Origin of the sequence: Herbiconiux sp., assembly GCF_004297105.1 — a bacterium.
Taxonomy (GTDB): Bacteria; Actinomycetota; Actinomycetes; order Actinomycetales; family Microbacteriaceae; genus Herbiconiux.
Genome location: NZ_SCVE01000005.1, coordinates 1 through 25,707, shown reverse-complemented (window position 1 = coordinate 25,707; position 25,707 = coordinate 1). Strand labels below are relative to the sequence as shown.

Here is a 25,707-nt window from a genome sequence, read left to right as displayed (position 1 = left end):
CCAGGGTGAGCGCGCCGCCCCGCGAGGGACGGCACGCGAACATGTCGCGTCGCGCCGGGCAGGGACCGGCGCGACCCGCAGACGGCTGCGCCGCGAAGCGGCACAGCCGCCTGCGGCAGCAAGCACCCAAACTCGCGATATAACTTGACTTGCCAAAAAACGCGATATATCGTGAACACGAAGAGGCGATATATCGCGAGTTTGGAGAACATTGTGGTCATGGAGAAGTGGATCGTCGACGGGCCGCGGGTCATCGACATCGAGGTGGTGCGGTCGCTCAAGGTGGGACTCATCGGTGGGCAGGTCGACATCATCGGGCACGACGAGCCCGGTGCGCGCATCGAGGTGCACTCGGTCACCGGGAAGGACCTGAAGATCGAGATCGACGGAGATCGCCTCGAGATCGACCACCCCCAGCTGCGCTGGGACAACTTCATCGAGGTGTTCAAGTCCTGGCGCGGCAACGCGCGGGCCGACATCAGCATCATGGTGCCCCGCGACGTGGCGCTGAAGTTCGGGGTGATCAGCGCATCCGCTCTCATCTCCGGCCTCGTCACGGATGCCCGCATCAGCACGGTCACGGGCCCCATCGTCGTCGACGCGGTGCACGGCGACCTCGACGTGAACAGCGTCTCCGGCGAGATCTCGATCCGCGACCACACCGGCCTCGTGAACGCGCACACGGTGTCGGGTGACATCGCCGTCTCGGGCGCCATCCGCAAGTTCTCGGCCGACGGGGTCTCCGCCGAGGTGTTCGTCGACTCGACGGGTACGCCGGGCGAGATCCAGAACAACACGGTGTCGGGCGACTTCACCGTTCGTCTCGGCAGCGACGTGGCGGCGCGCTACAACGTCAATTCCGTCTCGGGTGTGCTGCAGCTCGGACCGAGCACCATCAAAGGACTCCGCGGCGGCGGCTATAACGGCCACACCGGCGTGCTCGAGGGCCAGTGGACGGAGTTCAAGGCCAACTCGGTGTCGGGAGACATCACCGTCGTCTTCCGCGACGCCGAGTCGGCGGGTGACGGCGTACCCGCCGACACCGGCGCCGGCGCATCCGCATCCGCTCCGTCGTTCGACGAGGGGGCCACCGCATGACCCCGGTCTTCGGCCACGGCCACCTGCGTCTCTACCTGCTGAGCCTTCTCGACGAGTCGCCCAAGCACGGCTACGAGCTCATCCAGGCGCTCAGCGACCGCTTCGGCGGAACCTACAGCCCCAGTGCGGGCACCATCTACCCACGGCTGGCGAAGCTCGAGGAGGAGGGGCTCGTGTCGAAGTCGAGCGATGGCCGCAAGACCGTCTACGCCATCACGGATGCGGGCCGCGCCGAGCTCGAGGCCCGCCGCGGTGAGCTCGACGACATCGAGGCACAGCTCTCCGACTCCGTGCGCCGACTGGCCGACGAGGTGCGCTCGGGTGTGAACCAGGCGATGAAGAGCCTCAAGGCCGATCTGGCGTCGGCCGCGCGCGATGCGCGGGCGGATGCGGCATGGGGAGCCAAGGCGGGTTCCTCGGGCGCCTCGGGTGCCGGCGCGACATCCAGCGCAACGACCACGGGCGCCACCGAGAGCGGATTCTCCCGGTCGGATTCGAACACCGCCCTGCGCGATGCCGATCTGGTGCTCACCGAGTTCCGCCAGCAGATGCGTCTCGACCTCCGCAAGGCGGCCGGTCGCGGGCTCGATCCCGCTCTGGTGTCGAAGCTGCAACAGCGCCTGGGCGACGTGCAGGCCGAACTGCGCGACGACCTCGCGCGCTCGCGTGCGGGGAACTGACGGGAGCCTCCACGCGATACGATGGCGGCTGAAGGGGAGTATCCCACTTCGCTGTCATCGTCATCACGGAGTCTGCCGTCGGGCTCCCGGGGGCAGCGGCACGGCGGTTCGCGTGTGAAGCGCGTCGTGCGGGAGAGACTTTCAGCGCTTCGTGCTGCCTGAGAGGCTCCTCGTGACCGTCCAACTCCCGCTCGCCTTCGAGATCGCCTCGCTCGTGGTGCTGGTGCTCATCCTGGTGGCCGATCTCGTTCTGGCGTTCAAGCGGCCGCACGTGCCCTCGTTCAAAGAGGCCACGCTCTGGGTGGTCTTCTACGTGGGGCTGGCGCTCATCTTCGCGCTGCTGATGCTCGTCTTCGCCGACGGCGAGCACGCGGGGCAGTTCCTGGCCGGGTGGCTGACGGAGTACAGCCTCTCCATCGACAACCTCTTCGTGTTCGTGCTGATCATGGCGCGGTTCAACGTGCCCCGGAAGTACCAGCAGGAAGCCCTGATGGTGGGCATCATCATCGCCCTCGTCCTGCGCGGCATCTTCATCCTGATCGGTGCCCAGCTGATCGAGTCGCTCAGCTGGATCTTCTACATCTTCGGTGCCTTCCTGCTCTACACGGCGTTCAAACAGGCCTTCGGTTCGGGTGACGAGGGCGACGGTGAGAACGGTTTCATCCGGTTGCTCCGCAAGCGCGTCGACATCGCGCCCGACTTCGACGGGGCGAAGGTGCGCACCACCTTCGACGGCAAGCGGATGTTCACGCCCATGCTGATCGTGTTCCTCGCGCTCGGCTCCACCGACCTGCTGTTCGCGCTCGACTCGATCCCGGCCATCTTCGGCATCACGGAGTCGCCGTTCATCGTGTTCACGGCGAACGTGTTCGCGCTGATGGGGCTGCGGCAGCTGTACTTCCTGCTCGGCGGGCTGCTCGAGAAGCTCGTGTACCTGCACTACGGCATCGCGTTCATCCTCGCCTTCATCGGAGTCAAGCTCGTGTCGCACGCGCTGCACGCCAACGAGGTGTTCTTCATCAACGGCGGGCAGCCGGTGGAGTGGGCCCCCGAGATCGACACCTGGACGAGCCTCGCGGTGATCATCCTCTCGATGACCGTGGCCACCATCGCCTCCCTCCTGAAGATGCGCCACGACGCCCGCCCCGCCCGCCCCGAAGCCTCCGCACCTTCCGCGGCCCCCCACCCCGATCGCACCCCCGACTAGCCCCAGATCCGTCACTTTTTGCGCGAATTCTGCGATATTCGCGCAAAAAGTGACGAACCTGGAAGCCCCGTGACTTCGGGGCTGTGGATAACTCGGTGGGGGTGTGCCCGCTCTTCCACAATCGACCCATGGCGCGGCGTGTCGAACTACCCGGTGAGTTGCAACGACGGCCTTTCGCAGTGAGCGAAGCTGCACGCGCCGGTGTCACTCCCGGGCGGCTGCGCAGCCCCGACCTGGATGCTCCCTACCCGGGCGTTCGACGGAAACGAGCAGTCGACCCGGCCGATTGTCGGCAACGATGCGAGTCGTATGCGAAGCGGATGCGCGACGTCGACGTCTTCTCGCACACCACCGCCGCGCTTCTGTGGGGCGTCCCGCTTCCCGTCGCCCTAGAGCAGGCCGGACTCATCCATGTCGCCGCCCACACGAGACCCGGGAGAGTCATCCCGCAGACACGACCGCGCGTTCGAGGGGTTGTGGGGCATGAACTCTCCGACCGGCGAATTCGCCGGTGCATCCGCCACGGCCTTCCGGTGACGGATGCCGCCACCACCTGGCTGCAGCTGGCCCCACTCGTGTCGCTCCACGATCTCGTCGCCGCCGGAGACCATCTCGTTCTCACTCCGCGCCACGAGAACTCCGAACTGGATCGGCCCTTCACCACCGTCGCAGATCTGGCGGCGCGTGTCGTCGGGTTTCGAGGTCGCGGCCGTCGTACGGCGGATGCGGCGCTCGGATTGATCCGGGACGGCGCGGAATCCCGGCGAGAGACCCACCTGCGGTTGGCGCTCGTGGAGGCGGGTCTCCCCGAGCCTGAGCTGCAGCATCCGATCGCCCACGCGGACGGCCGCTTCATCGCGTACGGCGACATGGCCTACCCCCGATACGGCGTGCTCGTCGAGTACGACGGACAGCAGCATCGTGAGGACTCGCGGCAATACCACCGCGACGTGGAGCGCCACGACGAGATCATCGCCGAAGGCTGGCTCCACATCCGCGTCGACAAGCACGCTCCTCGATCAGGCCCCGGCTCGGCAGCCGCGAGAACCCGATCAGCCCTCACTGCGAGAGGCTGGCGTTCGTGATGTGACCCCGCCAGATCCGTCACTATTTGCGCAGATTTCTCTACATTCGCGCAAATAGTGACGGATCTGGGCGGGGTGGGGGCGCAGGGGAGGGGGCACGGGGCGGTGGTAGAGTCACAGGGTGCTGTTCGGTCGGCTTCTCCTTCGTTGCCGCGACGAGTCCTAGTTCAAGGCCTCCCTCGTCGCGGAGTTTGTCGATGGCTGACCCCCTACTCCTCGAAGGACACGCAAACGCATGAACACCGCTTCTGAATCCGGCAGCGTCGAGCGCTCCGCGCCGACGACCGCCCGCACCCTGGCCGAGAAGGTCTGGGACGACCACCTCGTCGCGAAGGGCGAGAACGGCAGCCCCGACCTGCTCTACATCGACCTGCACCTGGTGCACGAGGTCACGAGCCCCCAGGCCTTCGACGGCCTGCGCGCAGAGGGCCGCCCCGTGCGGCGCCCCGACCTCACCATCGCCACCGAAGACCACAACACCCCCACGCTGGCCATCGACAAGCCGATCGCCGACCTCACGAGCCGCACCCAGATCGACACGCTGCGCAAGAACGCCAAGGAGTTCGGCATCCGCCTGCACTCCCTCGGCGACGTCGAGCAGGGCATCGTGCACGTCGTGGGCCCCCAGCTCGGTCTCACCATGCCCGGCATCACGGTGGTCTGCGGCGACAGCCACACCAGCACCCACGGCGCGTTCGGCGCCATGGCGTTCGGCATCGGCACGAGCGAGGTCGAGCACGTGCTCGCCACGCAGACCCTGCCGCTCAAGCCCTTCAAGACCATGGCCATCACGGTCGAGGGCACGCTGCGTCCGGGCGTCACCGCGAAAGACATCATCCTCGCCGTGATCGCCAAGATCGGCACCGGCGGTGGCCAGGGCTACGTGCTCGAGTACCGCGGCAGCGCCATCCGGAGCCTGTCGATGGATGGCCGTATGACCATCTGCAACATGTCGATCGAGGCAGGCGCCCGCGCCGGCATGGTCGCCCCCGACCAGGTCACCTTCGACTACCTGAAGGGCCGCAAACACGCGCCAGAGGGCGACGACTGGGACACGGCGGTCGAGTACTGGAAGACCCTCAAGACGGATGACGACGCGGTGTTCGACGCCGAGGTCTTCCTCGATGCCGACACCCTCGAGCCCTTCGTCACCTGGGGCACCAACCCCGGCCAGGGCGTCTCGCTGAGCGAGAACGTGCCCGACCCCGCCGCCATCGTCGACCCCAACGAGCGCTCCGCCGCCGAGCGCGCGCTCGAGTACATGGACCTCACCGCGGGCACCCCGCTCAAGGAGGTCAAGGTCGACGCCGTGTTCATGGGCTCCTGCACCAACAGCCGCATCGAAGACCTGCGCGCCTTCGCCGACGTGATCAAGGGTCAGAAGAAGGCGGATGGCGTGCGCGTCATGGTGGTGCCGGGCAGTGCCCGCGTGCGCATCGAGGCCGAGGCCGAGGGCATCGACAAGATCGTGGAGGCATTCGGGGCCGAGTGGCGGTTCGCCGGCTGCTCGATGTGCCTCGGGATGAATCCCGACCAGCTCGCGCCCGGAGAACGCTGCGCCTCCACCTCCAACCGCAACTTCGAAGGTCGCCAGGGCAAGGGCGGCCGCACCCACCTGGTGTCGCCCGTGGTCGCCGCGGCGACCGCCATCCGGGGCACGCTGTCGAGCCTCTCCGACCTCAACGAAACGACCACGACGCGCGAAACGGTAGGGGCCTGAGCATGGAGAAGATCGACATCCTGAAGGGCGTCGCCGTGCCGCTGAAGCGGTCGAACGTCGACACCGACCAGATCATCCCCGCCGTGTACCTGAAGCGCGTCACCAAGACGGGCTTCGAAGACGCACTGTTCGCCGCCTGGCGCGGTGACCCCGAGTTCGTGCTCAACCAGCCCGCCTTCCAGAACCCGCGCGTTCTCGTCGCCGGCCCCGACTTCGGCACCGGATCGAGCCGCGAGCACGCCGTCTGGGCGCTGCGCGACTTCGGCTTCCAGGCCGTGCTCGCCCCCCGGTTCGGCGACATCTTCCGGGGCAACTCCGGCAAGCAGGGCCTGCTCACAGGCCAGGTCGAGGAAGCGGATGTCGAGAAGATCTGGGCCGCCATCGATGCGCAGCCCGGAGTGGAGATCACGGTCGACCTCCTGGAGAAGACCGCCGTGCTGGGAGACCTCTCAGTTGCATTCGAGATCGACGATTACACTCGGTGGAGGTTGCTCGAGGGTCTCGACGACATCGGGCTGACGCTGCGAGATGAAGAGGCCATCACGGAATTCGAGGGCCGACGGGAGAGTTGGAGACCTCGAACGCTTCCCGTGAAGTAGCGTTCGGTTACCGCCACAAGCGGCAGCCGGCAGCAGCTGATCCAATCGTGGGTCCGACATAGACAGTGCAGGTGATGTAAGTGAACAGTCTCGTACAGGACGCGCGAAAGGCAGCCGAACGAGTCGGGCTCAAGTCCGACACGATCGTGATCAACGGTGGTCGTCCGCTCCGCGGCACGATCGACGTGCGTGGGGCCAAGAACCTCGTCACCAAGGCGATGGTGGCGAGCCTCCTCGGCGACACCACGTCGACCCTTCGCGATGTTCCCGACATCAGCGACGTGCACGTCGTGGCGAGCCTGCTCGAGATCCACGGGGTGAAGATCTCCGGCAGCGCGGCCACCGGCGTGCTCCAGCTCGACCCGTCGAATGTGGCGAGCGCGAAGAGCGCCGAGATCGACGCGCTCTCGGGGTCCAGCCGCATCCCGATCCTGTTCTGCGGCCCGTTGCTGCACCGTCTCGGTCACGCCTTCATCCCCGACCTCGGCGGCTGCCGCATCGGTGACAGGCCGATCGACTTCCACCTCGACGCCCTCCGCGCCTTCGGCGCCGTGGTCGACAAGCTCCCCTCCGGCATCAACATCACGGCCCCCAACGGCCTGCGGGGCGCCAACATCGAGCTGCCCTACCCGAGCGTCGGCGCCACCGAGCAGGTTCTGCTCACCGGTGTGCGCGCCGTCGGCACCACCGAGCTCAAGAACGCGGCCATCGAGCCCGAGATCATGGATCTCATCGCCGTGCTGCAGAAGATGGGCGCCATCATCTCGGTCGAGCCCAACCGCACCATCTTCATCGAGGGCGTCGAGAGCCTGCAGGGCTACAACCACCGTGCGCTCTTCGACCGCAACGAGGCGGCCAGCTGGGCCTCCGCCGCCCTCGCCACCGGTGGGTCGATCTTCACCACGGGTGCCAAGCAGTCCGAGATGATGACCTTCCTCAACATCTTCCGCAAGATCGGTGGCGCGTTCGACATCGAGGAGGAGGGCATCCGTTTCTACCACCCCGGTGGCGACCTCAAGCCCGTCGTCATCGAGACGGATGTGCACCCCGGTTTCATGACCGACTGGCAGCAGCCGCTCATCGTGGCCCTCACTCAGGCTCAGGGCACCTCGATCGTGCACGAGACCGTGTACGAGAACCGGTTCGGCTTCACGGATGCGCTCATCAAGATGGGCGCCAACATCGAGGTGCACAAGGAGGGTCTCGCCGACCCCAACCGCCGTGTGCCGCGCCGCCCGCTGGAGCAGGCCGCGGTGATCACGGGCCCCACCAAGCTGCACGGCACCGAGCTCGAGGTGCCGGATCTTCGCGGCGGCTTCAGCCACCTCATCGCGGCCCTCGTGGCCGACGGGCAGTCCTCGGTGTCGAACGTGGGCCTCATCGCCCGCGGCTACGGCGACTTCGTGGGCAAGCTCGAGAAGCTCGGAGCAGATTTCCACTTCGCGGAGTAGGGCGCGTGACCGAGGAGACCGCAGAGCCGGGGTCGCTGGAGCGTACGCCGACGAGCCCGCAGAAGCGCAAGAACACCGAGAAGACGCCCGCGTTCCGGGTGGTCGAGGTGATCGCCGTTCCGTTTCTGAACGCGATCGCGAAGCTCGAGATGCACCACACGGAGAAGCTGCCGGTGTCGGGCCCGTTCGTTCTGAGCCCGAACCACTACAGCAACATCGATCCCGTGATCATGGCGCTGGCGGTGTGGAAACTCGGCCGTGCTCCGCGGTTCTTGGCGAAGGCGTCGTTGTTCAGCGTGCCGGTCGTGGGCTTCGCGCTGCGCAAGATCGGCCAGATCCCCGTCGACCGGGCGGGGGCGGGCCGCCACAACGCACCGATCGCGGCGGCGAACCAACTGGTGGAGCACCAGCAGGGAGTCATCGTGTATCCCGAAGGCACCCTCACCCGGGATCCGGATCTGTGGCCCATGCGGGGCAAGACCGGGGCCGTGCGCATCGCGCTCGACCACGGGATCCCGCTCATCCCCGCCGCGCACTGGGGCACGCAGGCCATCCTTCCGCGCTACTCGAAGAAGGTCAGTCTCTTCCCCCGCAAGACCGTTCGCATCGTGTTCGGCGACCCGGTCGACCTCGACGATCTCCGCGCCGCGCCGATCGATCAGAGGGCTCTGAACGAGGCAACCGATCGCCTGATGGCCTCGATCACCGCCCTGCTCGAGCAGCTCCGGGGGGAGACAGCGCCGCTCGAGCGCTGGAACCCGGCCGCCCACCACCAGACCGAGTTCGGCAAGCTGGAGAAGACGCGCCCCGCGACCGACTCCACGACGCCCACGAAAGGCACCGAGTGACCAAGGCCACAGCCCGCACGACCCCGCGCCCGCGCGTCACGGTGCTCGGCGCGGGCAGCTGGGGAACCACGTTCTCCAAGGTGCTCGCCGACGGCGGCGCCGACGTCACGCTCTGGGCCCGCCGCCCCGAGCTCGCCAAGGAGATCAGCGAGGCCAAGCGCAACAGCGACTACCTCCCGGGGGTGAACCTGCCTCTGGCGGTCACGGCGACACCGGATGTGGGCGCGGCGCTCTCGGGGGCCCAGTACGTGTTCGTCTCCATCCCCAGCCAGTCGCTGCGTGCGAACCTCGAGTCGATCCGGTCGCTCATCCCGGAGGGGGTGCCGATCACGAGCCTCATGAAGGGCGTCGAGAAGACCTCGGGCCTGCGCATGAGTCAGGTTCTGGAGTCGGTGCTCAAGATCGACCCCGAACGCATCGCCGTGGCATCCGGGCCGAACCTGGCCCTCGAGATCGCCAAGGAGCAGCCCACCGCCGCCGTGGTCTCGTCGACGAGCCTCGAGACGGCCGAGGCCGTGGCGAAGATCGCCACCAACCGCTATTTCCGCAGCTTCGTGAACACCGACGTGATCGGCACCGAGTTCGGCGGCGTGCTGAAGAACCTCATCGCGGTGGCCATCGGCATCGTCGACGGCGTGGGCTACGGCGAGAACACGAAGGCGTCGATCATCACCCGGGGTCTCGTGGAGATGACCGATTTCGCGGTGGCGTACGGCGGGCATCCGGAGACTCTGTCGGGCCTCGCGGGCCTCGGCGACCTCATCGCCACGAGCGGATCGTCGCTGTCGCGCAACAACACCGCCGGCCGCCTTCTCGGCCAGGGCTACAGCTTCGCCGACGTGGTGAAGTCGATGCAGCAGACCGCGGAGGGGCTGGCATCCGTCGCCCCGATCCTGGCGCTGGCGGAGGCCAAGGGCGTGGAGATGCCCATCTGCCGTCAGGTCAGCGCGGTGCTGGCCGGTACGCTCGATCCGAAAGACATAGCCCCCCACCTGACCACCGATGACGACTCGGGACCTCAGGGCGAAAGGACTCTCGATGCCAGGCAAGACCAGGGTGGTGGTGCTCTTCGGAGGTCGCTCAAGCGAGCATTCGATCAGCTGCGCAACCGCGGGCGGAGTGCTTGAGGCGATCGATCGCTCGCGCTTCGATGTGATCCCCGTCGGCATCACCCGCGACGGCGCGTTCGTGCTCGAAGACGACTCTCCGGCGAAGTTCCGGCTCGACGTCGACGCTCTTCCCGTGGTGGCCGACAACGGCACGCGAGTGCGCTGGCCCGAGTCGACGCTCACCCGAGAGGTGACGGTTCAGGATGCCTCGGGCGCGGTTCGCTCGCTCGGCGATGTCGATGTGGTGTTCCCCATCCTGCACGGGCCGTTCGGCGAAGACGGCACGGTTCAGGGGATGCTCGAGCTCGTCGGGCTGCCCTACGTGGGCTCGGGCGTGCTCGCCTCGTCGCTCGGCATGGACAAGCACTTCACCAAGATCGTGCTGGCGGCCGCAGGGCTCGCGGTGGCGCCGTCGGTGACCGTGAGTGCGCTGTCCTGGGCTGCCGACCCGTCGGCCGTCGCGGCGTCCGTCGAATCGCTCGGGCTGCCGATGTTCGTGAAGCCGGCACGGGCCGGGTCGTCGGTGGGGGTGAGCCGCGTCGCGGATCCCTCGGAGTTCGCGGCCGCGATGGAGCTGGCCCTGCGGGAGGACTCGCGCGTGCTCGTGGAAGCGGCTGTCGTGGGCCGCGAAGTGGAGTGCGCCGTGCTCGGCGGGCGCGGCGGGGCAGCACCACGTGCCTCGGTGGCCGGTGAGATCGTGATGACAGGGCGGGCGTTCTACGACTTCGACGCCAAGTACCTCGATGCACCCGGTGTCGAGCTGGTGTGCCCGGCCTCTCTGACGGATGCCGAGCTCGCCGAGATGCAGCGCCTTGCCGCGGCGGCGTTCACCGCGATCGGTGGGGCCGGGCTTGCCCGGGTCGACTTCTTCCTCACGCCGTCCGGGTTCGTGGTGAATGAGATCAACACGATGCCGGGGTTCACGCCGATCTCGATGTTCCCGAAGTGCTGGATCGCGTCGGGTCTCAGCTACCCCGAACTCATCGACGAACTGATCGCGCTGGCGCTGGAGGCCTGACGCGCCCGCGGGGTCGCACGATTTGTCGTGTGTCGCTCGATTGGGCGACGAATTCTGCGACCCCGCGCATCCGCTGGTCAGGGAGTGGGCGTGGGGGTGGGCGTGGGCGTCGAGGTGCCGAGCACGTCGTCGGCGTTGAGGCACGCGGTGGTCTGGGGCACCGAAGAGACGGCGGTGCCCAGGTCGACGAGGGCGCTCGTGCCCGATACGGCGTTCGAGTCGACCACGACCTGGATGGCGGGAACGCGGCCGTAGGTGGTGAAGGTGTAGCTCGGGGCCTGGGAGTCGTCGCGGATCCAGTCGACCCCGTTCACGTTGTCGCACGGCAGAGTGGTGGGGCCGTAGGGCTCGACGCCACAGCGCAGCAGAACGGATGCGGGTGACCCCCACGCTCCCGTGGCCTGCGCGTCGGTCTCCCGGCGCGGGGCGTCGGCCACCGTCTCGGGAAGGCGCACGATCACGTCGGCGCAGCTCGGGTTGGTGGCATCGGCGGCGGGCTCGAGGGCGACCGGCCCCGCGCATCCGCTCAGCAACGTCGCGGCGGCGACCCCGGCGGTCAGGATGCCGGCCGCGCGCACACGCCGCCGCCGAGCACGGGTCGCGTTGGCGACTTGCCACAAGTTGTGGCGACTGGGGGTGCTGGCCGGCAGTTTGTGGCAAGTGGAGTCGGGCCGGGGGCCCCGCGGGAGAACCCGGGTGGCGAGTTGCCACATGTTGTGGCGACTGGGGGTGCCAGCCGACACTTTCTGGCAACTGGATTCGGGCCGAGGGCCCCGCGGGAGAACCCGGGTGGCGAGTTGCCACATGTTGTGGCGCCTGGGGGTGCTGGCCGGCAGTTTGTGGCAAGTGGAGGCGGGCTGGGGGCCCCGCCGGAGGGCCTGTGTGGCGAGTTGCCACAAGTTGTGGCGACTGGGGGTGCTGGCCGACACTTTGTGGCAAGTGGAGTCGGGTCGGAGGCCCCGCCGGAGGGCCTGTGTGGCGAGTCGCCACAAGTTGTGGCGACTGGGGGCGCCAGCCGACAGGTTGTGGCAAGTCGATCGGGCTTCGGCGTCGGGCTCGCCGGAAGCCGTGGGCGACGCGGGCGGCCGGAACTGGTGCGGGGCGGGAGACATCGTCGTTCAGGCTACCGTTGCAGGGTGACTGCTGACTTCGGTTTACCTGCGAACGGGCAGCCCGAGACCCTGGCGAGCGTGGGGGAGGGCGAGGTGCTGCGGCGCATCTTCCCGCGGTTGCCGCACTCCGACGCCGAACTGCTCGGGCCCGGAGACGACGCCGCTCTCCTGAGGGCGCCGGATGGGCGGTACGTGGTGACGACCGACATGATGATCCACGGCCCTGACTTCCGCACCGCGTGGTCGACCCCGCACGACCTCGGCTGGAAGGCCGCGATGACGAACCTGGCCGATGTGGCGGCGATGGGTGCCCGGCCGACAGCGCTCGTCGTGGCGATCGCCGCGCCGCTCGACACGCCGGTGCCGGTGCTGCTCGGCATCGCCGACGGACTGCGCGACGCCTGTGTGCTCGCGGCTCCCGGATGCGGCGTCGTGGGCGGCGACCTCTCGGTGTCGAGCACGTTGACCCTCGCGGTGACCGCGTTCGGTGACCTGGAGGGCCGCGCGCCTGTGACGCGCGCGGGCGCGCGACCGGGCGATGTGGTGGCGGTGGCGGGCGACCTCGGTCGCGCGGGCGCGGGCATCTGGCTGCTCTTCCGGGATGCGATGCGCCCCGCCGACGATGAGGTCCTCGACGCGGATTCGTCCGCCGCTGGTCACGACTCCGCTGCCGACATCACGGTCACGGGCGGTCGCGCAGGCATCGGTGGTGGGGCAGATGGGGGCCGTGGAGCGCCCGCTGGCGGCGACCCCGACGCGGCTCTCGGCCGCGCGCTCCGGGCGGCGCACCCGGAGCTGATCGAGGCGCAGTTGGCGCCACGACCGCCGATCGGCACAGGGGTCGTCGCGGCGGCGGGCGGGGCGACGGCCATGCTCGACGTGTCAGACGGGCTGCTGCTCGATGCTCGGCGCATAGCGCAGGCGAGCGGATGCATCATCCGCTTCGATCCCGCCGCAATCGAGTCCGAGGCGCGGGCGGTGACCGCCACCGACGACGTCGTGGGAGCGCGCGCCGCCGACTTCGTGCTCGCGGGTGGGGAAGACCACGCGCTGCTGGCGACGTTCCCGTCGTCGGCTCCGCTGCCTGCGGGCTTCCGCCGCCTGGGCGAGGTGGTGGGCGGCGAACCGGCCGTGCTCATCGGTGACCGCCCTGCCGACGAGCGCGGCGGATGGGACCCTTACGCCGACTGGAACGGCCAGGCGGGCTGAGCATCGCCGGCGATGTGACCGTGCGTCGCTCGGCTCTTCGGAGGTGGCACACCCAGCGCCCCGCGCGAGACGTCGCAGTGCGCTCAGAATTCGCGAGGAGGATCCAGTCCTGTCGGGAATCAGGGCGGGGTGGAGCCCTGGACGGGCCCGGTCACCCTTCGAAAAGACACGACGAGATGAGATTCGCATCAGACCGGTGAGGCCCACCAGAGTGCGGTCTCGCCGTAGGCCTTCGTGCGATCGAGTTCGAGGCCGGTGGGCCAGGCCGGCTCCGGGGTGCGGGTGCTGCGCTCGACGAGCACCGTCGCGTCAGGGGCGAGCAGTGGGGCGAGAGCGGCCAGCGCCTCGGTGAGTTCGGCGTCGGGCAGCTCGTACGGCGGGTCGATGAACACCACGTCGAAACCCGCGCCCGCCACGACGGGAGTTCCTCTCAGGTAGGGCAGCACCGCCTGCGACGACACGGAGATTCGGGGGAATGGCAGCTTCGCCTTCGTGGCCGCAGCCGTGAGCACTCCCGCGTTCTTGCGCGCGACGCCCGCCGCCGCCGCGTTCTTCTCCACGAGCACCGCCTCGGCCGCGCCTCGGCTCACCGCCTCGAGCGCGAGTGCGCCCGACCCCGCGTAGAGGTCGAGGACGCGAAGGCCCCCCAGTCCGCCGCGCGACTCCAGAGCCGAGAAGATCGCCTCGCGCACCCGGTCGCTCGTGGGTCGCGTGCCCGATCGGGGCACGGCGAGCGGGAGGGATCCGGCGAAGCCGGAGATGATGCGAGTCACGCCCAGCACCCTACCCCAGGGGCTGATCGCGGCTCGGTCGCGCTGTCGGCCCCGCCGCCTAGAATCAGGGTATGAGCGGCACGGCGGGCGAGGCGAGCGCGGGCGCGGAGACCGCCCCGGCCGCCCCCGCCATCGTGCCCGGCGCGATCGTGCTCGACGCGAAGCTCTCCGGCGTGCTCGGCGGCCGCACGGCCACCGCCTTCGAGAAGGCCTTCGGCATCCGCACTGTTGCCGAGCTGCTCAGCCACTACCCGCGCCGCTATGCCCGGCGCGGCGAGCTCACCGCCATCGACATGCTCCCGCGCGACGAGAACGTCACCATCGTGGCCGAGGTGCGCGAGGTGCGCGAACGCCCGATGCGCGCCCGGCGCGGCTCCCTCCTCGAGGTCTCCATCTCCGACGGTCGCGGCCACATCAGCCTCACCTTCTTCAATCAGGCGTGGCGTGCGCGTGAACTCCGCCCCGGGGTGCGCGGCATCTTCGCGGGCAAGGTCTCCGATTACCGGGGCGCGCTGCAGCTGGCGCATCCGAACTACGAGCTGTTCGACGAATCGGGCGCCGGGCCGGGCGGCCTCGGTCGAGGGCTCGGAACGGATGGCGCAGAGGGGGCCGACTCGGCCCTCGACGATGCCGAGGCGAAGCGCTGGGCCGAGATGCCCATTCCCATCTACCCGGCCACCTCCACGCTCGCGAGCTGGCAGATCGCCAATTCGGTCGCCCTCGTACTCGACGGGCTGCAGGGCGGCCTGCCCGACCCGCTGCCGCCGCACGTGCGAACCGAGCGGGGCCTGCTCACGGCGGCTCGCGCCTACGAGCTCATCCATCGCCCGCAGAAGGATGCCGACTACTTCCGCGCCCGCGACACGCTGCGGTTCCACGAGGCCTTCATCCTGCAGACCGCCCTGCTGAAGCAGAAGGCCGGCGCTCACGCCGTTGCCACCACCCCCCGGGTGCCGAAGCCCGGCGGCTACCTCGAGCGCTTCGACGCCTCGCTGCCCTTCCGGCTCACCGCCGATCAAGAGCTCGTGGGGTCCGAGATCGCCCGTGACCTCGCCGACGGCACGCCCATGATGCGCCTCCTGCAGGGTGAGGTGGGCTCGGGCAAGACGCTCGTGGCCGTGCGTGCCATGCTCGCGGTGGCCGACTCGGGCGGGCAGTCGGCCCTGCTCGCACCCACCGAGGTGCTCGCGTCGCAGCATCTGCGCTCGATCGTGAAGGTGCTGGGCCCCGACCTGGCCGCCGAGCTCGTGCCCACGCTGCACACCGGTCAGCAGCCCACCGCGCTGCGGAAGAAGGCGTTGCTGCGCATGGTCTCGGGTCAGGCGAAGCTCGTGGTCGGTACCCACGCCCTGCTCTCCGAGCAGGTGCAGTTCTACGACCTCAGCCTCGTGGTGGTCGACGAGCAGCACCGGTTCGGTGTCGAGCAGCGCGACACACTGCGTCAGAAGGGCGCCACGCCGCCGCACGTGCTCGTGATGACGGCCACCCCCATTCCCCGCACGGTGGCGATGACGGTGTTCGGCGACCTCGATGTGTCGACCATCACCCAGTTGCCCTCGGGCCGAAAGGGTATCGAGAGCTTCAGCGTGCCGCTGGCCGAGAAGCCCGGCTGGGCCGGCCGCATCTGGCAGCGCGTCGCGGAAGAGCTGGCGGAGGGCCGCCAGGCCTTCGTGGTGTGCCCGGCCATCGACCCGGCCGACGACAGCGGCGACGGCATCGACACCCCGAGCGACCCCGAGGCGGAGGAGGCGGATGACGCGGGGCGCGCATCCGGCACCGCATCACCAGCGCCGGCACCCCCACGCGCCAATGTCATCGACACCCTTCGTCACCTCCGCGAGCTCCCCGCACTCGCCGGCGCCCGCATCGAGGCCCTGCACGGACGCCTCCCCGGCGAGGAGAAAGATGCGATCATGCGTGCCTTCGCCGCCCGCGAGATCGATGTGCTCGTGGCGACGACGGTGATCGAGGTGGGCGTCGACGTGCCCAACGCCTCCGCGATGGTGGTGCTCGACGCCGAGCGCTTCGGCGTGAGTCAGTTGCATCAGCTGCGCGGTCGGGTGGGCCGAGGCGGCGTGCCCGGGCTCTGCCTGCTCGTCACGAACGCCGAACCCGATTCGGTGGCCCGTGCCCGGGTCGATGCGGTGGCCGAGACGCTCGACGGCTTCGCGCTCGCCGAGATCGACCTCGAGCTGCGCCGGGAAGGCGATGTGCTCGGCAGTCTGCAGTCGGGCGGCCGTTCGTCGCTGCGGCTGCTGCGGGTGGTGAAAGATGCGGAGGTGATCCAGGATGCGCGGGGGGCGGCATCCGCGATCGTCACGGAGGATCCCGGTCTCGCCGCGCATCCCGAACTGCGTGATGCCCTCGAACGCCGCTTGCGCGAGACGGAGCGGGAGTTCCTCGAGAAGACGTGAGCCGGGCACGCTCCGGGCCATTGAAAAAACGGCCGATGAGGCGCACAGTGGAATCCAGCACACACTGATGCAGTGGAGGTCGAGATGAAGACTTGGCGCACCATCACCGGACGAGTCGGCTCAGGGCGCAGCACCGAGGCAGCCCTCTCGCGGCTCGACATCATGCCGATCCTCTCGGCGGGCCGTCACCGGTCGCCCCGCTCGGGCGCCTGCTTCATGGAGTTCGCCTCCTATCTCGCCGGTGAGCGCTGGAGCGATCACCCGTCGTGCACCCACGCGGGTCTCGCGCACCTCGCGCGCGCCGTGAACGACCTCACATCGAATGGGGGGCGCAACAGGCTCGCCTCGCTCATCCCCTCGGTGATCGGTCTCACGAGCGACGACCCGCGACTCGAACTCGTGCTCGCGGTGAACGGGGTGGCGGCTGCCCTGCCCGACGCGCCGCTCGACCGCCAGCACGCCCTCGCCGTCGGGGGTCTCGTGTGTCAGGATGCCCTGCGGCGGAGCGAGCCCGTCGACGGCTTCGACATCTCGGTGGTCACCGATCGATTCGACCGCGCCCTCCTCGATGCTCCCGAGGCCTCGACGTGGGCGCGCACGTTCCTCGAGCGCAACTCGCGCTGGCGCCGCACGGAGGTGACGTCTCGGCAGACCCACGCCACCATCGCGATGGCCGTCGACGGAGTGCGCTCGGCGTGCGTGCCGTATCCCGACGACCGGCTGCGCGATCTGCTCGCCACCTCGATCGAGCTGTGCACCCGGTTCGTGGCGGCCGAGAAGGCGGCAGCGGCGGCACGCACACTCCAGCCCGAGACGGGTTCTGCGCCCGTGCGGGGGGACTTGGTTCGTCATCCGTAACGTGGGGGAAACGGCGGCTTGATAGCCTGAGGCAATGAGCAGTGTCGCCGTCGTCCCCGGTTCGTTCGACCCCATCACCCTCGGCCACCTCGATGTGATAGAGCGAGCGACCACCATCTTCGACGAGGTGCACGTGGTCGTGGTGCACAACCCCGACAAGCAGGCCCTCATCCCGATCGCCCACCGTGTGGCCCTCATCGAGAAGTCGCTCGAGGAGCGTGGCATCGCGAAGAGCAACGTCATCATCAACTCCTGGGCCGTCGGCCTGCTCGTCGACTACTGCACGGATGTCGGTGCCACCACGATCGTGAAGGGCATCCGTTCCCAGATCGACGTGGCCTACGAGACGCCCATGGCCATCGTGAACCGCGATCTGGCCGGCGTCGAGACCATCTTCCTGCTCCCGGATCCGGGCCACGCCCACGTCTCGAGCTCGCTCGTGCGCCAGGTGTCGGCGCTCGGCGGCGACGTGGAGCCGTACGTCCCGGCGGTCGTGGCGGAGTTCCTCAAGCACACCACCGACTAGGCTCGGAGCATGTCGGAGATCCAGATCGGCTACGCCGCAGAGCTGGAGCAGTTCCATCCGACAGAGGCGGTGGCGCTCTCGGCCTACGCCGAGAGCAAGGGCTTCTCGGGGGTCATGGCGGCCGACCACTTCCAGCCGTGGACGCCCCGGCAGGGCCAGGCATCCTTCGTCTGGAACGTGCTCGCCGCCCTGGGGGAGCGCACCACGGGCGACTTCGGTCCGGGCGTCACGACGCCGAGCTACCGCTACCACCCCGCGATGGTCGCCCAGGCCTCCGCCACCCTCGGCGCGATGTACCCGGGCCGGCACTGGCTCGGCATCGGATCCGGCGAGGCGCTCAACGAGCACATCGTGGGCGGCTACTGGCCCGAGGCCCCCGAGCGCATCAATCGCATGTTCGAGGCCGTCGACGTGATCAACAAGCTGTTCTCGGCGTCGCTCTCGGGCAAAGACGTGAAGCACTCCGGCACGTACTTCAAGCTCGAGTCCACGCGGCTCTGGACCATGCCCGACGTGGCGCCCGACATTCTCATCGCCACCGCCGGCCCGGTCACGGCGAAGCGCGCCGGCCGCACCGCCGACGGGCTCATCACCGTGGGCGCTCCACTCGAGAAGATCGCGGGGCTGTTCGCGAAGTTCGACGACGGGGCGCGCGAGGTGGGCAAGGATCCCTCGCGCATGCGCAAGGTGCTGCAGCTGCACCTCTCCTGGGCGCCCACCCAGGAGGAGGCGATGGCGAACGCTCTCACCGAGTGGCCGAACGGGGGCATGCGTTTTCCGAAGGCCGACATCCGGAGCCCGTTCGAGTTCGATCAGATGGCCAAGCTCGTGCGGCCCGAGGACTTCGAGGGGCGGATGGTGATCTCGAGCGATCCCGAGGTGCACCGCGCCTGGATCCAGCGTTTCGCCGACCTCGGCTTCGACGCCATCTACCTGCACAACGTGGGCCGCAACCAGCGGGAGTGGATCGACGTGTTCGCGCGCGATGTGCTGCCGAAGCTGCACCGATGAGCGAGGGCGAGAGCGGCGGTGGCATCCGTGAGGTGCGCGTGCTCGCGTTCGCAGGCCTCCCCGAGATCGAGGAGGGGGCCGATCTCGCCGCGCTGATCGCCGGCGCGTTCCTGGCCGCCGGTCTCGCGGCCGACGACGGCGACATCTTCGTGGTGACCAGCAAGATCGTGTCGAAGGCGGAGGGGCGCCGCATCGCGGCGGCCGACCGCGAAGAGGCCATCACCGCCGAGACCGTGCGGGTCGTGGCCTCGCGCGCCCATCCCGGGGGCGTCACCCGTATCGTCGAGAACCGGCAGGGGCTCGTGCAGGCGGCGGCGGGCGTCGACGCGAGCAACACTCCCGACGGCACGGTGCTGCTGCTGCCCGTCGATCCGGATGCCTCGGCGCGCGACCTGGCCGTCGGCCTCCGGTCGAGGCTCGGCGTGCGCCTCGGTGTGATCGTCACCGACACCCTAGGTCGCCCGTGGCGCGAGGGACAGATCGATCTCGCCATCGGAGCGGCGGGCGTGCGGGTGCTCGACGATCTGCGCGGTTCTCGTGACACCTTCGGCCACGAGCTCGCCGTGACGCAGGCGGCGGTGGCCGACGAGCTCGCCTCCGCGGGCGATCTCGTGAAGGGCAAGGCGAGCGGCATGCCCGTGGCCGTCGTGCGCGGCTACGGGCACGCCGTGGTCGACGACCTCGACACTCCCGCGCGGGCGCTCACGCGCACGGGGCCCACTGACATGTTCCGGCTCGGCACCGACGAGGCGATCGCGCTCGGGCGGGCTGCCGGGTACGACGAGGGGTACGCGGCGGGCCTCGCCGCAGGGCGGGGTTCCTCCCGAACGGTATGAGATTCGGGGCCGGTATCGACATGGTGTCGATGGACCACCCGAATCTCATACCGTTCCGTATGCCCTTTGGTGGCCACGCCCCGGGTCAGCGGATGACGCGGGCCAGGATGCTGCGCTCGCCGAGGGTCCAGGCGGTGGTGACGAGCAGGTAGAGGCTGGCCGCCAGGGGCACGAAGGCGGCGAACACCACCGTGATGAGGGGGAGCCAGCTCAGGATGCGCGTGGCCGATCCGTCTGCGCCGAACGCGGCGGGGAGGCCCGCTGGGAGGGCGACCGCACCACCGGCGGAGGCACCCGGCGCGGTTCGGCCGGCGGCACCCGCGGATGGGGTGGAAACCGCTGCGGCCCCGCGCGCCAGCACGACGCCGCGCTGGCGCGACACGACGGCGATGGCCGCGATCAGCACGAGCACGATCGCGCTCACCACGACCCCCTGCGGATCCGTGCCGCTCGTCACCGCGGTGACGAAGCTCGTGCCGAGCGGGGCGCCCCCGAGTGTCGCATCGAGCAGGGTGTTCGGGTGCCCGTTGATCGTGGGCAGCAGGAACAGGCCGTAGACGAGCGAGAGGATCGGCGCCTGAATGAGGAGGGGGAGGCATCCGGCGAACGGCGACGCCTTCTCCTCGGCGTACAGCGCCATGGTCTCGCGTTGAAGCCGCTCGGGGTTCTTGGCGTGCCGCCTGCGGAGCTCCGCCAGACGGGGCGCGAGCCGGGTGCGGGTGCGCTGGGCCCGCGCCTGCGAGACGCCGACCGGAATGAGGGCGAGCCGCACCACGATCGTCAGCACGACGATGGCGAGGGCGGCGGAGTGCACACCGGCGAGTGGCGCGAGCAGTGTGATGAGGAATTGCAGCACCGCGGAGGCGGCGTCGAGTGCGGCCGCGACCGGGCCGAAGGCGTAGATGTTCATGGGACTCCTTGCGAGCGACGAATGGGGATCCGTATGGTCGCCGAGGAGTGCCCGCGCCGGTCGGATCGACGGCGTCGACCCGCGTGCGGGAGTGGTGGTGGGGCTCCTACGCGACCGCGAGGAGGCGGCCGGGAGCCCTGGGGCGTGGCTTGCCCGCTGCGTCGGGGCGGGCCTGGGTGATGCGCACGGGGAGATCGGGTCGCTCGCCCGGGGGTGCCGCAGCGGCGGCGCCTGCAACCGCAGCGGCCAGAGCGAGAAGGATGCGCGACAGCGCCGAGACGGTGGCGAGCGCCGCAGCGGCGGCCGCGATCACGACCATCACCGCCACGGCGGAGTTCGCGGGCTGGCCCGCGTCGAGTCCACCACTGGTCGCGCCGGCGGTGACGAGCCACACGAACCCGAGACCCGAGATGACCCCGGCGTGGCGCACGAGCGCGCGGCCCGCGCCCCGCATCCGCTCACCCGTCATGATCCGAGCCTAACGGCCCGCGCTCGCCCCGACCGCAGAACGAGGTCGCTCGATTGTGCCTTCAGCGGACGGGAAGACCCATTCTCGCGACCCCGATCGACATCGAGGCGTGACAGACCCGGGTTACGCGGCCTTCATGTACTCGGTCGAGGTGCCGCCGCGGCGGATCCTCTCGCCCGGGGCGATGGTGCTGTCGTGCTCGACGAGGGTGTCGTCGCCGATCACCGCCTTCGCGCCGATGCGCGAGTGGCTGCCGATCTTGGCTCCGCGGCCGATCACGGCCGCCTCACCGACGTGCACCCCGCTGCCGAGGAATACACCCGCGCCCACGACGGCGTTCTCTTCAACCCAGCATCCTGAGCTCAGTTGCGCCTTCTGGCCGACGCGCGCGCCGGCCTCGACGTAGGTCGTGGGATCCACGAACGCCGTGGCGTCGACCTCTGCGCCGACAGCCACGTATCCCTTGCCGTTCGGATGGCGGCGATACCGCGTCACGACTCCGCGCTCGCCCTCGATTTCCAGGAAAGTTCTGCTCACGTCCGATCCAACGTTCGACCCTCCTCCATCATTCCCTCAGGGAGACAGATCGTTCTCCCTTCCGGTGCGCGATAATCGACAGCAGTGAGCGACATGTCGAACAGCTGGACCGTGGTCGTGCCGGTCAAAGGCACCACCCGCGCCAAGACCCGGATGGCGCCGGGGTTGGATGCCTCTCAGCGCACGCGGCTCATGACCGCGTTCGCGCTCGACACGGTGGATGCACTGCGCCGGGCCAGCCGGGTGGCGCACGTCATCGTGGTGACGGATGCGCACAGCGACCTCGCCGGGCAGCTCCGCGAGGCGGGCACCGAGATCGTCGCCGACCCCGGCACAGGTCTCAACGACGCCATCGCCGCGGGCATCGCCGCAGCCGGGGCGAAACTGGGCGGGCCGCCGATCGCCGCCCTGCTCGGTGACCTGCCCTGCCTCACCGCGGGCGACATCGACGACGCCCTCGAGCTCGCGGCGCAGCATCCGCTCGCCCTCGTTCCCGATGCGGCGGGCGTCGGAAGCACCCTCATCACGGCCCGCAGCGGCATTGCTCTCGTGCCCCACTTCGGCGAGGGCTCAGCCGCCCGCCACATCGCCGCAGGCCACACCCCGCTCGACATCGCGCCCACGTCGGGCCTCCGCACCGACGTCGACACCGAGCCCGACCTCGCGGCGGCCCTGACCCGCGGTGTGGGCCCCCACACGCAAGCCGCCCTCAGCGACACCGCCCCCGACTAATGGCGGAAACATGAAGGACTGATGCGATTTACGGCCCCGGTCCTCCGAATTCCCGCACGAGTCAATCACTCCTGATGAACTGCACGATCGCCGCGACGCAAAGGCAACAGGCCGCACTCGACCACCCCAGGGTGAGCGCGCCGCCGAAGGGCGCGACCGCAGGCCGCGCCCTTCGGCGGCACGCGAACATGTCGCGGAGCGCCGGGCAGGGACCGGCGCGACCCGGGTCAGCCGAGCGCAGCCCGGCTCACCCGGTGATCAAACTGTGCGCCGTCGCCTCGTCGATGATCAAGTCCGTCATCACGCCCGCCGCCAGCGCCCCGCGCAGAGCGGGGAGCTTCGACCGGCCCGCCACGACGCACACCCGGCGCGACACCTTCGAGAGCAGCGCGAGCGACGGCCCCGACGCACGCGCGTTCATCGGGATGTCCTCACTGGAGCCGTCGGCCCGGTAGAAGACCGTGGCCACGTCGCCCACGACCTCCGATTTGGTGAGCTGCTCGAAGTCGGCGTCGTCGAGGTAGCCGCCCACGAACACGTGCGACGGAACATCCGCGAAGGCCGAGCCGAGCCCGAACAGGGCGATGTCCATGTGCTTCTGGATCTCGAGCACACGACGGATGCTGCGCTCCCGCCACAGCACCTCCTTGGTGCGCGGGTCGTCGAAGAACGCCGGCACGGGGAACTGCTGCACGTACGCGCCGAACGCGGTGCCGAACCGGCTCATGATCTCGCTCGCGTAGCCGATGCCGGTGGTGCGCGCGTTCGAGGCACCGTTCAGCTGCACGATCTGCGAGTTGTGGGTGACCTTCTCCTGAAGATGGCGCGACACGGCCGAGAGCGTCGACCCCCACGCGATGCCCATGGTCATGTTGGAGTCGAAGAACGGCCCGAGAATCCGTGCAGCACTCATCGCCACACGTTCGAGCCGGTCGACCTCCGCGGTCGAATCGGGCACGGGAACGACGTGCGCAGTGATGCCGTACCTCTCGCGGATGCGGTCCTGCACCGAAGACACCCGGTCGACCGGCGACTTCACCTGGATCTCCACGAGCCCCGTCTCCCGGGCGAATCCGAGCAGACGCGACACCGAAGAGCGCGAGGTGTGCAGCTCGGCGGCGATGGCCTCCATCGTCAGGTCCTGCATGTAATAGAGGTGGGCGGCGCGCAATGCGTCGCGCACCTTGTCTCCGCCTGGTGTCTCGCCGGTCATGCTCCGTCGCATCCTTTCGTCGGACGACTGCACATATGTGCAACGAGCTTGATCATATGTGACGAACGTCGTAGAACTATATGTCGTCGCATGGATTGCACCGCAACCCTCACGAGAACACGAAGGCGAGTACACAGTGAGTATCTCCGAATCCGACGCCATCAAGGCCGCCGTCCGCCCGAACGTCGAGGCGATCCGCCAGAACCCGAAGGCCCAGGTCATCGTCATCGGTGGCGGCATCAACGGCATCGGAACCTTCCGCGATCTCGCCCTGCAGGGCGTCGAGGTCATCCTGGTCGAGCGCAGCGACTACGCGTCCGGCGCCTCGGCGGCCTCGAGCCACATGATCCACGGTGGCGTGCGCTACCTCGAGAACGGTGAGTTCCGACTCGTGCGGGAGAGCGTGCAGGAGCGCAACCGCCTCCTCCGGCTGGCACCGCACTACGTGAAGCCGCTGCCCACCACGATCCCGATCTTCAGTACGTTCTCGGGCATCCTGAGTGCTCCCCTCCGGTTCCTCACGCACAAGCAGGGCAAGGCCAAGGAGCGCGGCGCGCTCCTCATCAAGGTCGGTCTCATGGGCTACGACTCGTTCTCGCGCGACGGCGGCTCCGTGCCCCGCCACACCTTCGTCGGACGGAAGAAGTCGCTGGCCAAGCTGCCGAAGCTGCGCCCCGACGTGAAGTACACCGCCACCTACTACGACGCCGCCGTGGAGAACCCCGAGCGCCTCGCGCTCGACCTGGTTCAGGATGCGCTGGCCACCGGCCCGCACGCCCGCACCGCCAACTACGTCGAGGCCGTCGGGTCGAACGGCGACGCCGTCGTGCTGCGCGACCTCGTGTCGGGCGAGACCTTCGAGGTCACGGCCGACGTCGTGGTGAACACATCCGGCCCATGGACGGATGTCACCAACAAGGCCCTCGGCGAGGCCACCCACTACATGGGCGGCACCAAGGGCTCGCACATCGTGCTCGACAACCCCGAACTGTACGAGGCCTGCGCCGGCGGTGAGGTCTTCTTCGAGAACAACGACGGCCGCATCGTGCTGATCTACCCGCTGAACGGTCGCGTGCTCGTGGGCACCACCGACCTCGAGGCCGACATCGACGAGCCGAGCGTGTGCACCGAGGAGGAGGTCGACTACTTCTTCAAGCTGGTGGACCACGTCTTCCCCACGATCACGGTCGACCGCCCGCAGATCGTCTACCGCTACTCGGGAATCCGCCCGCTGCCCGGCCACGGCGACACCGCGCCCGGCTTCGTGTCACGCGACTACCGCATCGAGCAGACCTCCTTCGCTTCGTCGAAGACGGTCAAGCAGCTCAGCCTCGTCGGCGGCAAGTGGACCACGTTCCGCGCGCTCGCCGAGCACATGACGAACGACACGCTGGCCCTCCTCGGCCGCACCCGCACGGTCAGCACGACCGACCTCGCGATGGGCGGGGGCGTCGGCTTCCCGCAGACACCGGCGGCGGTCACCACCTGGGTGAAGGCTCACGGAGCCGACCTCGGGGAAGAGCGCACGCGCATCCTCCTGGCCCGCTACGGCACCAATGCCGCCACGGTGATCGAGCACATCGCCCGCATCGACGGCTCCGGTGACCGATCGGATGCGCCGCTCGAGACCCTGCCCGGCTACTCGACGGGCGAGATCGACTTCCTGATGACCCGTGAGCACGCGGTGCACCTGAGCGACCTCGTGCTGCGCCGCAGCATCATCGCCTTCGTCGGCGCGCTCGACCAGAGCGTCTTCGACGAGCTGTCCTCCCTCGCCGCCGAATCGGCGGGCTGGACGGCCGACCGCCTCGCCGCCGAGCGCGAGCGGGCAGCCGAGAACCTCCGCTTCTTCCACGGCATCGTGGTCGACGCGGCGAGCAAGACGGCGGCGTCCGCCGTCAACTGAATACGGGCGCTTCGCCCCTGAAGGAAGGTCAATGTGGACAATCTAGGAATCGATTTCCTCTCGGAGCTGGTGGGCACGGCATTGCTCGTGCTGCTCGGTTGCAGTGTGGTCGCCAACGTGGCGCTCATCCGCACGAAGGGATTCAACGGCGGAACGCTCATGGTCAACATCGGCTGGGGCCTCGCGGTCTTCGCCGGTGTGATCGTCTCCTACGCTTCGGGAGCGCACCTGAACCCGGCTGTGACGCTCGGTCTGGTCGCCAACGGCGCGACGACGTTCGGGTCGGCGGCCACCCCTGTCGATGTGAACGCACTCACGGTGATCGCGTACATCGGTGCGCAGTTGATCGGTGCGATCATCGGTGCGGTGTTCGTGTGGCTGGCGTA

General features: G+C 69.1%; 25 protein-coding genes. 19 read left to right on the top strand and 6 right to left on the bottom strand.

Annotation, left to right across the window (positions count from 1 at the left end; genetic code table 11):
* Nucleotides 1-219 precede the first annotated feature (219 nt).
* The 10 genes from EPO52_RS01475 to EPO52_RS01430 all read left to right on the top strand — a co-directional run bounded on the left by EPO52_RS01475 (nucleotide 220) and on the right by EPO52_RS01430 (nucleotide 10,815).
* The gene (locus tag EPO52_RS01475) at nucleotides 220-1,098 is read left to right on the top strand and encodes a DUF4097 family beta strand repeat-containing protein (RefSeq protein ID WP_290800927.1); all 879 of its coding nucleotides are present in this window, start codon (nucleotides 220-222) and stop codon (nucleotides 1,096-1,098) included.
* Nucleotides 1,095-1,778 carry a PadR family transcriptional regulator gene (locus EPO52_RS01470; protein ID WP_290800925.1) on the top strand — a complete coding sequence of 228 codons (684 nt, stop codon included), beginning with the start codon at nucleotides 1,095-1,097 and terminating at the stop codon, nucleotides 1,776-1,778. The genes EPO52_RS01475 and EPO52_RS01470 overlap by 4 nt, the downstream gene beginning before the upstream one ends.
* A gap of 172 nt (nucleotides 1,779-1,950) precedes the next feature.
* The gene (locus EPO52_RS01465; RefSeq protein ID WP_290800923.1) at nucleotides 1,951-2,985 is read left to right on the top strand and encodes a TerC family protein; all 1,035 of its coding nucleotides are present in this window, start codon (nucleotides 1,951-1,953) and stop codon (nucleotides 2,983-2,985) included.
* Between the two features lie 320 nt (nucleotides 2,986-3,305).
* Nucleotides 3,306-4,070: a hypothetical protein gene (locus tag EPO52_RS01460; protein ID WP_290800920.1), complete on the top strand. Its 765-nt coding sequence runs from the start codon at nucleotides 3,306-3,308 to the stop codon at nucleotides 4,068-4,070.
* A 235-nt stretch (nucleotides 4,071-4,305) separates the two neighbouring features.
* On the top strand, nucleotides 4,306-5,790 hold the full coding sequence (leuC, locus tag EPO52_RS01455) for a 3-isopropylmalate dehydratase large subunit (RefSeq protein ID WP_290800917.1): 1,485 nt from the start codon (nucleotides 4,306-4,308) through the stop codon (nucleotides 5,788-5,790).
* Between the two features lie 2 nt (nucleotides 5,791-5,792).
* Nucleotides 5,793-6,389, top strand: coding sequence for a 3-isopropylmalate dehydratase small subunit (leuD, locus tag EPO52_RS01450; RefSeq protein WP_290800914.1), 597 nt, complete (start codon nucleotides 5,793-5,795; stop codon nucleotides 6,387-6,389).
* A gap of 80 nt (nucleotides 6,390-6,469) precedes the next feature.
* Entirely contained in the window at nucleotides 6,470-7,840 is a 1,371-nt protein-coding gene (murA, locus tag EPO52_RS01445) for a UDP-N-acetylglucosamine 1-carboxyvinyltransferase (protein WP_290800911.1), read from the top strand.
* 5 nt (nucleotides 7,841-7,845) lie between these two features.
* Nucleotides 7,846-8,688 carry a lysophospholipid acyltransferase family protein gene (locus EPO52_RS01440; RefSeq protein ID WP_290800908.1) on the top strand — a complete coding sequence of 281 codons (843 nt, stop codon included), beginning with the start codon at nucleotides 7,846-7,848 and terminating at the stop codon, nucleotides 8,686-8,688.
* Nucleotides 8,685-9,815: an NAD(P)H-dependent glycerol-3-phosphate dehydrogenase gene (locus EPO52_RS01435; protein ID WP_290800906.1), complete on the top strand. Its 1,131-nt coding sequence runs from the start codon at nucleotides 8,685-8,687 to the stop codon at nucleotides 9,813-9,815. Before EPO52_RS01440 ends, EPO52_RS01435 begins: the two co-directional genes overlap by 4 nt.
* A complete protein-coding gene (locus EPO52_RS01430; RefSeq protein WP_290800903.1) occupies nucleotides 9,727-10,815 on the top strand; it encodes a D-alanine--D-alanine ligase family protein in 1,089 nt (362 codons plus the stop codon). Before EPO52_RS01435 ends, EPO52_RS01430 begins: the two co-directional genes overlap by 89 nt.
* Before the next feature lie 77 nt (nucleotides 10,816-10,892).
* On the opposite strand, the gene EPO52_RS01425 is transcribed toward EPO52_RS01430, so the two are convergent.
* The gene (locus tag EPO52_RS01425) at nucleotides 10,893-11,393 is read right to left on the bottom strand and encodes a DUF3515 family protein (RefSeq protein WP_290800901.1); all 501 of its coding nucleotides are present in this window, start codon (nucleotides 11,391-11,393) and stop codon (nucleotides 10,893-10,895) included.
* A gap of 558 nt (nucleotides 11,394-11,951) precedes the next feature.
* Between EPO52_RS01425 and EPO52_RS01420 the strand changes: the two genes are divergently transcribed.
* Entirely contained in the window at nucleotides 11,952-13,136 is a 1,185-nt protein-coding gene (locus tag EPO52_RS01420; RefSeq protein ID WP_290800899.1) for a thiamine-phosphate kinase, read from the top strand.
* A gap of 188 nt (nucleotides 13,137-13,324) precedes the next feature.
* Here the strand turns inward: EPO52_RS01420 and EPO52_RS01415 are convergent, their stop codons facing one another.
* Entirely contained in the window at nucleotides 13,325-13,909 is a 585-nt protein-coding gene (locus EPO52_RS01415) for an RsmD family RNA methyltransferase (protein ID WP_290800896.1), read from the bottom strand.
* A gap of 71 nt (nucleotides 13,910-13,980) precedes the next feature.
* On the opposite strand from EPO52_RS01415, the gene EPO52_RS01410 reads away from it, so the two are divergent.
* From EPO52_RS01410 to EPO52_RS01390, 5 genes are all read left to right on the top strand, one after another.
* On the top strand, nucleotides 13,981-16,323 hold the full coding sequence (locus EPO52_RS01410; protein ID WP_290800893.1) for an ATP-dependent DNA helicase RecG: 2,343 nt from the start codon (nucleotides 13,981-13,983) through the stop codon (nucleotides 16,321-16,323).
* Nucleotides 16,324-16,407: 84 nt separating this feature from the next.
* The gene (locus EPO52_RS01405) at nucleotides 16,408-17,181 is read left to right on the top strand and encodes a hypothetical protein (protein WP_290800891.1); all 774 of its coding nucleotides are present in this window, start codon (nucleotides 16,408-16,410) and stop codon (nucleotides 17,179-17,181) included.
* Between the two features lie 34 nt (nucleotides 17,182-17,215).
* Nucleotides 17,216-17,707 carry a pantetheine-phosphate adenylyltransferase gene (gene coaD, locus EPO52_RS01400; RefSeq protein ID WP_290800888.1) on the top strand — a complete coding sequence of 164 codons (492 nt, stop codon included), beginning with the start codon at nucleotides 17,216-17,218 and terminating at the stop codon, nucleotides 17,705-17,707.
* Nucleotides 17,708-17,716: 9 nt separating this feature from the next.
* Complete coding sequence (locus EPO52_RS01395; protein WP_290800885.1) at nucleotides 17,717-18,718, top strand: TIGR03557 family F420-dependent LLM class oxidoreductase; 1,002 nt, start codon at nucleotides 17,717-17,719, stop codon at nucleotides 18,716-18,718.
* Nucleotides 18,715-19,554, top strand: coding sequence for a coenzyme F420-0:L-glutamate ligase (locus EPO52_RS01390; RefSeq protein WP_290800883.1), 840 nt, complete (start codon nucleotides 18,715-18,717; stop codon nucleotides 19,552-19,554). The genes EPO52_RS01395 and EPO52_RS01390 overlap by 4 nt, the downstream gene beginning before the upstream one ends.
* Before the next feature lie 85 nt (nucleotides 19,555-19,639).
* Here the strand turns inward: EPO52_RS01390 and EPO52_RS01385 are convergent, their stop codons facing one another.
* The 3 genes from EPO52_RS01385 to EPO52_RS01375 all read right to left on the bottom strand — a co-directional run bounded on the left by EPO52_RS01385 (nucleotide 19,640) and on the right by EPO52_RS01375 (nucleotide 21,470).
* Nucleotides 19,640-20,464 (bottom strand): YidC/Oxa1 family membrane protein insertase, encoded by an 825-nt coding sequence (locus EPO52_RS01385; protein ID WP_290800880.1) that lies wholly within the window; start codon nucleotides 20,462-20,464, stop codon nucleotides 19,640-19,642.
* A gap of 106 nt (nucleotides 20,465-20,570) precedes the next feature.
* Nucleotides 20,571-20,933, bottom strand: a complete 363-nt coding sequence (locus tag EPO52_RS01380) for a DUF6412 domain-containing protein (protein ID WP_290800878.1) — start codon at nucleotides 20,931-20,933, stop codon at nucleotides 20,571-20,573.
* Nucleotides 20,934-21,056: 123 nt separating this feature from the next.
* Complete coding sequence (locus tag EPO52_RS01375; protein WP_290800877.1) at nucleotides 21,057-21,470, bottom strand: transferase; 414 nt, start codon at nucleotides 21,468-21,470, stop codon at nucleotides 21,057-21,059.
* Nucleotides 21,471-21,563: 93 nt separating this feature from the next.
* On the opposite strand from EPO52_RS01375, the gene cofC reads away from it, so the two are divergent.
* Nucleotides 21,564-22,202: a 2-phospho-L-lactate guanylyltransferase gene (cofC, locus tag EPO52_RS01370; protein WP_290800937.1), complete on the top strand. Its 639-nt coding sequence runs from the start codon at nucleotides 21,564-21,566 to the stop codon at nucleotides 22,200-22,202.
* A 247-nt stretch (nucleotides 22,203-22,449) separates the two neighbouring features.
* Here the strand turns inward: cofC and EPO52_RS01365 are convergent, their stop codons facing one another.
* Nucleotides 22,450-23,415, bottom strand: coding sequence for a sugar-binding domain-containing protein (locus EPO52_RS01365; protein ID WP_290800874.1), 966 nt, complete (start codon nucleotides 23,413-23,415; stop codon nucleotides 22,450-22,452).
* Between the two features lie 142 nt (nucleotides 23,416-23,557).
* Between EPO52_RS01365 and EPO52_RS01360 the strand changes: the two genes are divergently transcribed.
* Both EPO52_RS01360 and EPO52_RS01355 read left to right on the top strand, forming a co-directional pair.
* On the top strand, nucleotides 23,558-25,321 hold the full coding sequence (locus EPO52_RS01360; RefSeq protein WP_290800933.1) for a glycerol-3-phosphate dehydrogenase/oxidase: 1,764 nt from the start codon (nucleotides 23,558-23,560) through the stop codon (nucleotides 25,319-25,321).
* A 33-nt stretch (nucleotides 25,322-25,354) separates the two neighbouring features.
* Nucleotides 25,355-25,707 (top strand): aquaporin (locus EPO52_RS01355; protein ID WP_290800871.1); only part of this gene is annotated, 353 nt, incomplete at its 3' end.

Excerpts from the sequence above, each read along its gene's own strand:
- EPO52_RS01475 (WP_290800927.1), top strand. The coding sequence starts at position 220 with ATGGAGAAGTGGATCGTCGACGGGCCGCGGGTCATCGACATCGAGGTG.
- EPO52_RS01470 (WP_290800925.1), top strand. The coding sequence starts at position 1,095 with ATGACCCCGGTCTTCGGCCACGGCCACCTGCGTCTCTACCTGCTGAGC.
- EPO52_RS01460 (WP_290800920.1), top strand. The coding sequence starts at position 3,306 with ATGCGCGACGTCGACGTCTTCTCGCACACCACCGCCGCGCTTCTGTGG.
- leuC (WP_290800917.1), top strand. The coding sequence starts at position 4,306 with ATGAACACCGCTTCTGAATCCGGCAGCGTCGAGCGCTCCGCGCCGACG.
- leuD (WP_290800914.1), top strand. The coding sequence starts at position 5,793 with ATGGAGAAGATCGACATCCTGAAGGGCGTCGCCGTGCCGCTGAAGCGG.
- EPO52_RS01430 (WP_290800903.1), top strand. The coding sequence starts at position 9,727 with ATGCCAGGCAAGACCAGGGTGGTGGTGCTCTTCGGAGGTCGCTCAAGC.
- EPO52_RS01410 (WP_290800893.1), top strand. The coding sequence starts at position 13,981 with ATGAGCGGCACGGCGGGCGAGGCGAGCGCGGGCGCGGAGACCGCCCCG.
- EPO52_RS01405 (WP_290800891.1), top strand. The coding sequence starts at position 16,408 with ATGAAGACTTGGCGCACCATCACCGGACGAGTCGGCTCAGGGCGCAGC.
- coaD (WP_290800888.1), top strand. The coding sequence starts at position 17,216 with ATGAGCAGTGTCGCCGTCGTCCCCGGTTCGTTCGACCCCATCACCCTC.
- EPO52_RS01395 (WP_290800885.1), top strand. The coding sequence starts at position 17,717 with ATGTCGGAGATCCAGATCGGCTACGCCGCAGAGCTGGAGCAGTTCCAT.
- EPO52_RS01390 (WP_290800883.1), top strand. The coding sequence starts at position 18,715 with ATGAGCGAGGGCGAGAGCGGCGGTGGCATCCGTGAGGTGCGCGTGCTC.
- EPO52_RS01385 (WP_290800880.1), bottom strand. The coding sequence starts at position 20,464 with ATGAACATCTACGCCTTCGGCCCGGTCGCGGCCGCACTCGACGCCGCC.
- EPO52_RS01380 (WP_290800878.1), bottom strand. The coding sequence starts at position 20,933 with ATGACGGGTGAGCGGATGCGGGGCGCGGGCCGCGCGCTCGTGCGCCAC.
- cofC (WP_290800937.1), top strand. The coding sequence starts at position 21,564 with ATGTCGAACAGCTGGACCGTGGTCGTGCCGGTCAAAGGCACCACCCGC.
- EPO52_RS01365 (WP_290800874.1), bottom strand. The coding sequence starts at position 23,415 with ATGACCGGCGAGACACCAGGCGGAGACAAGGTGCGCGACGCATTGCGC.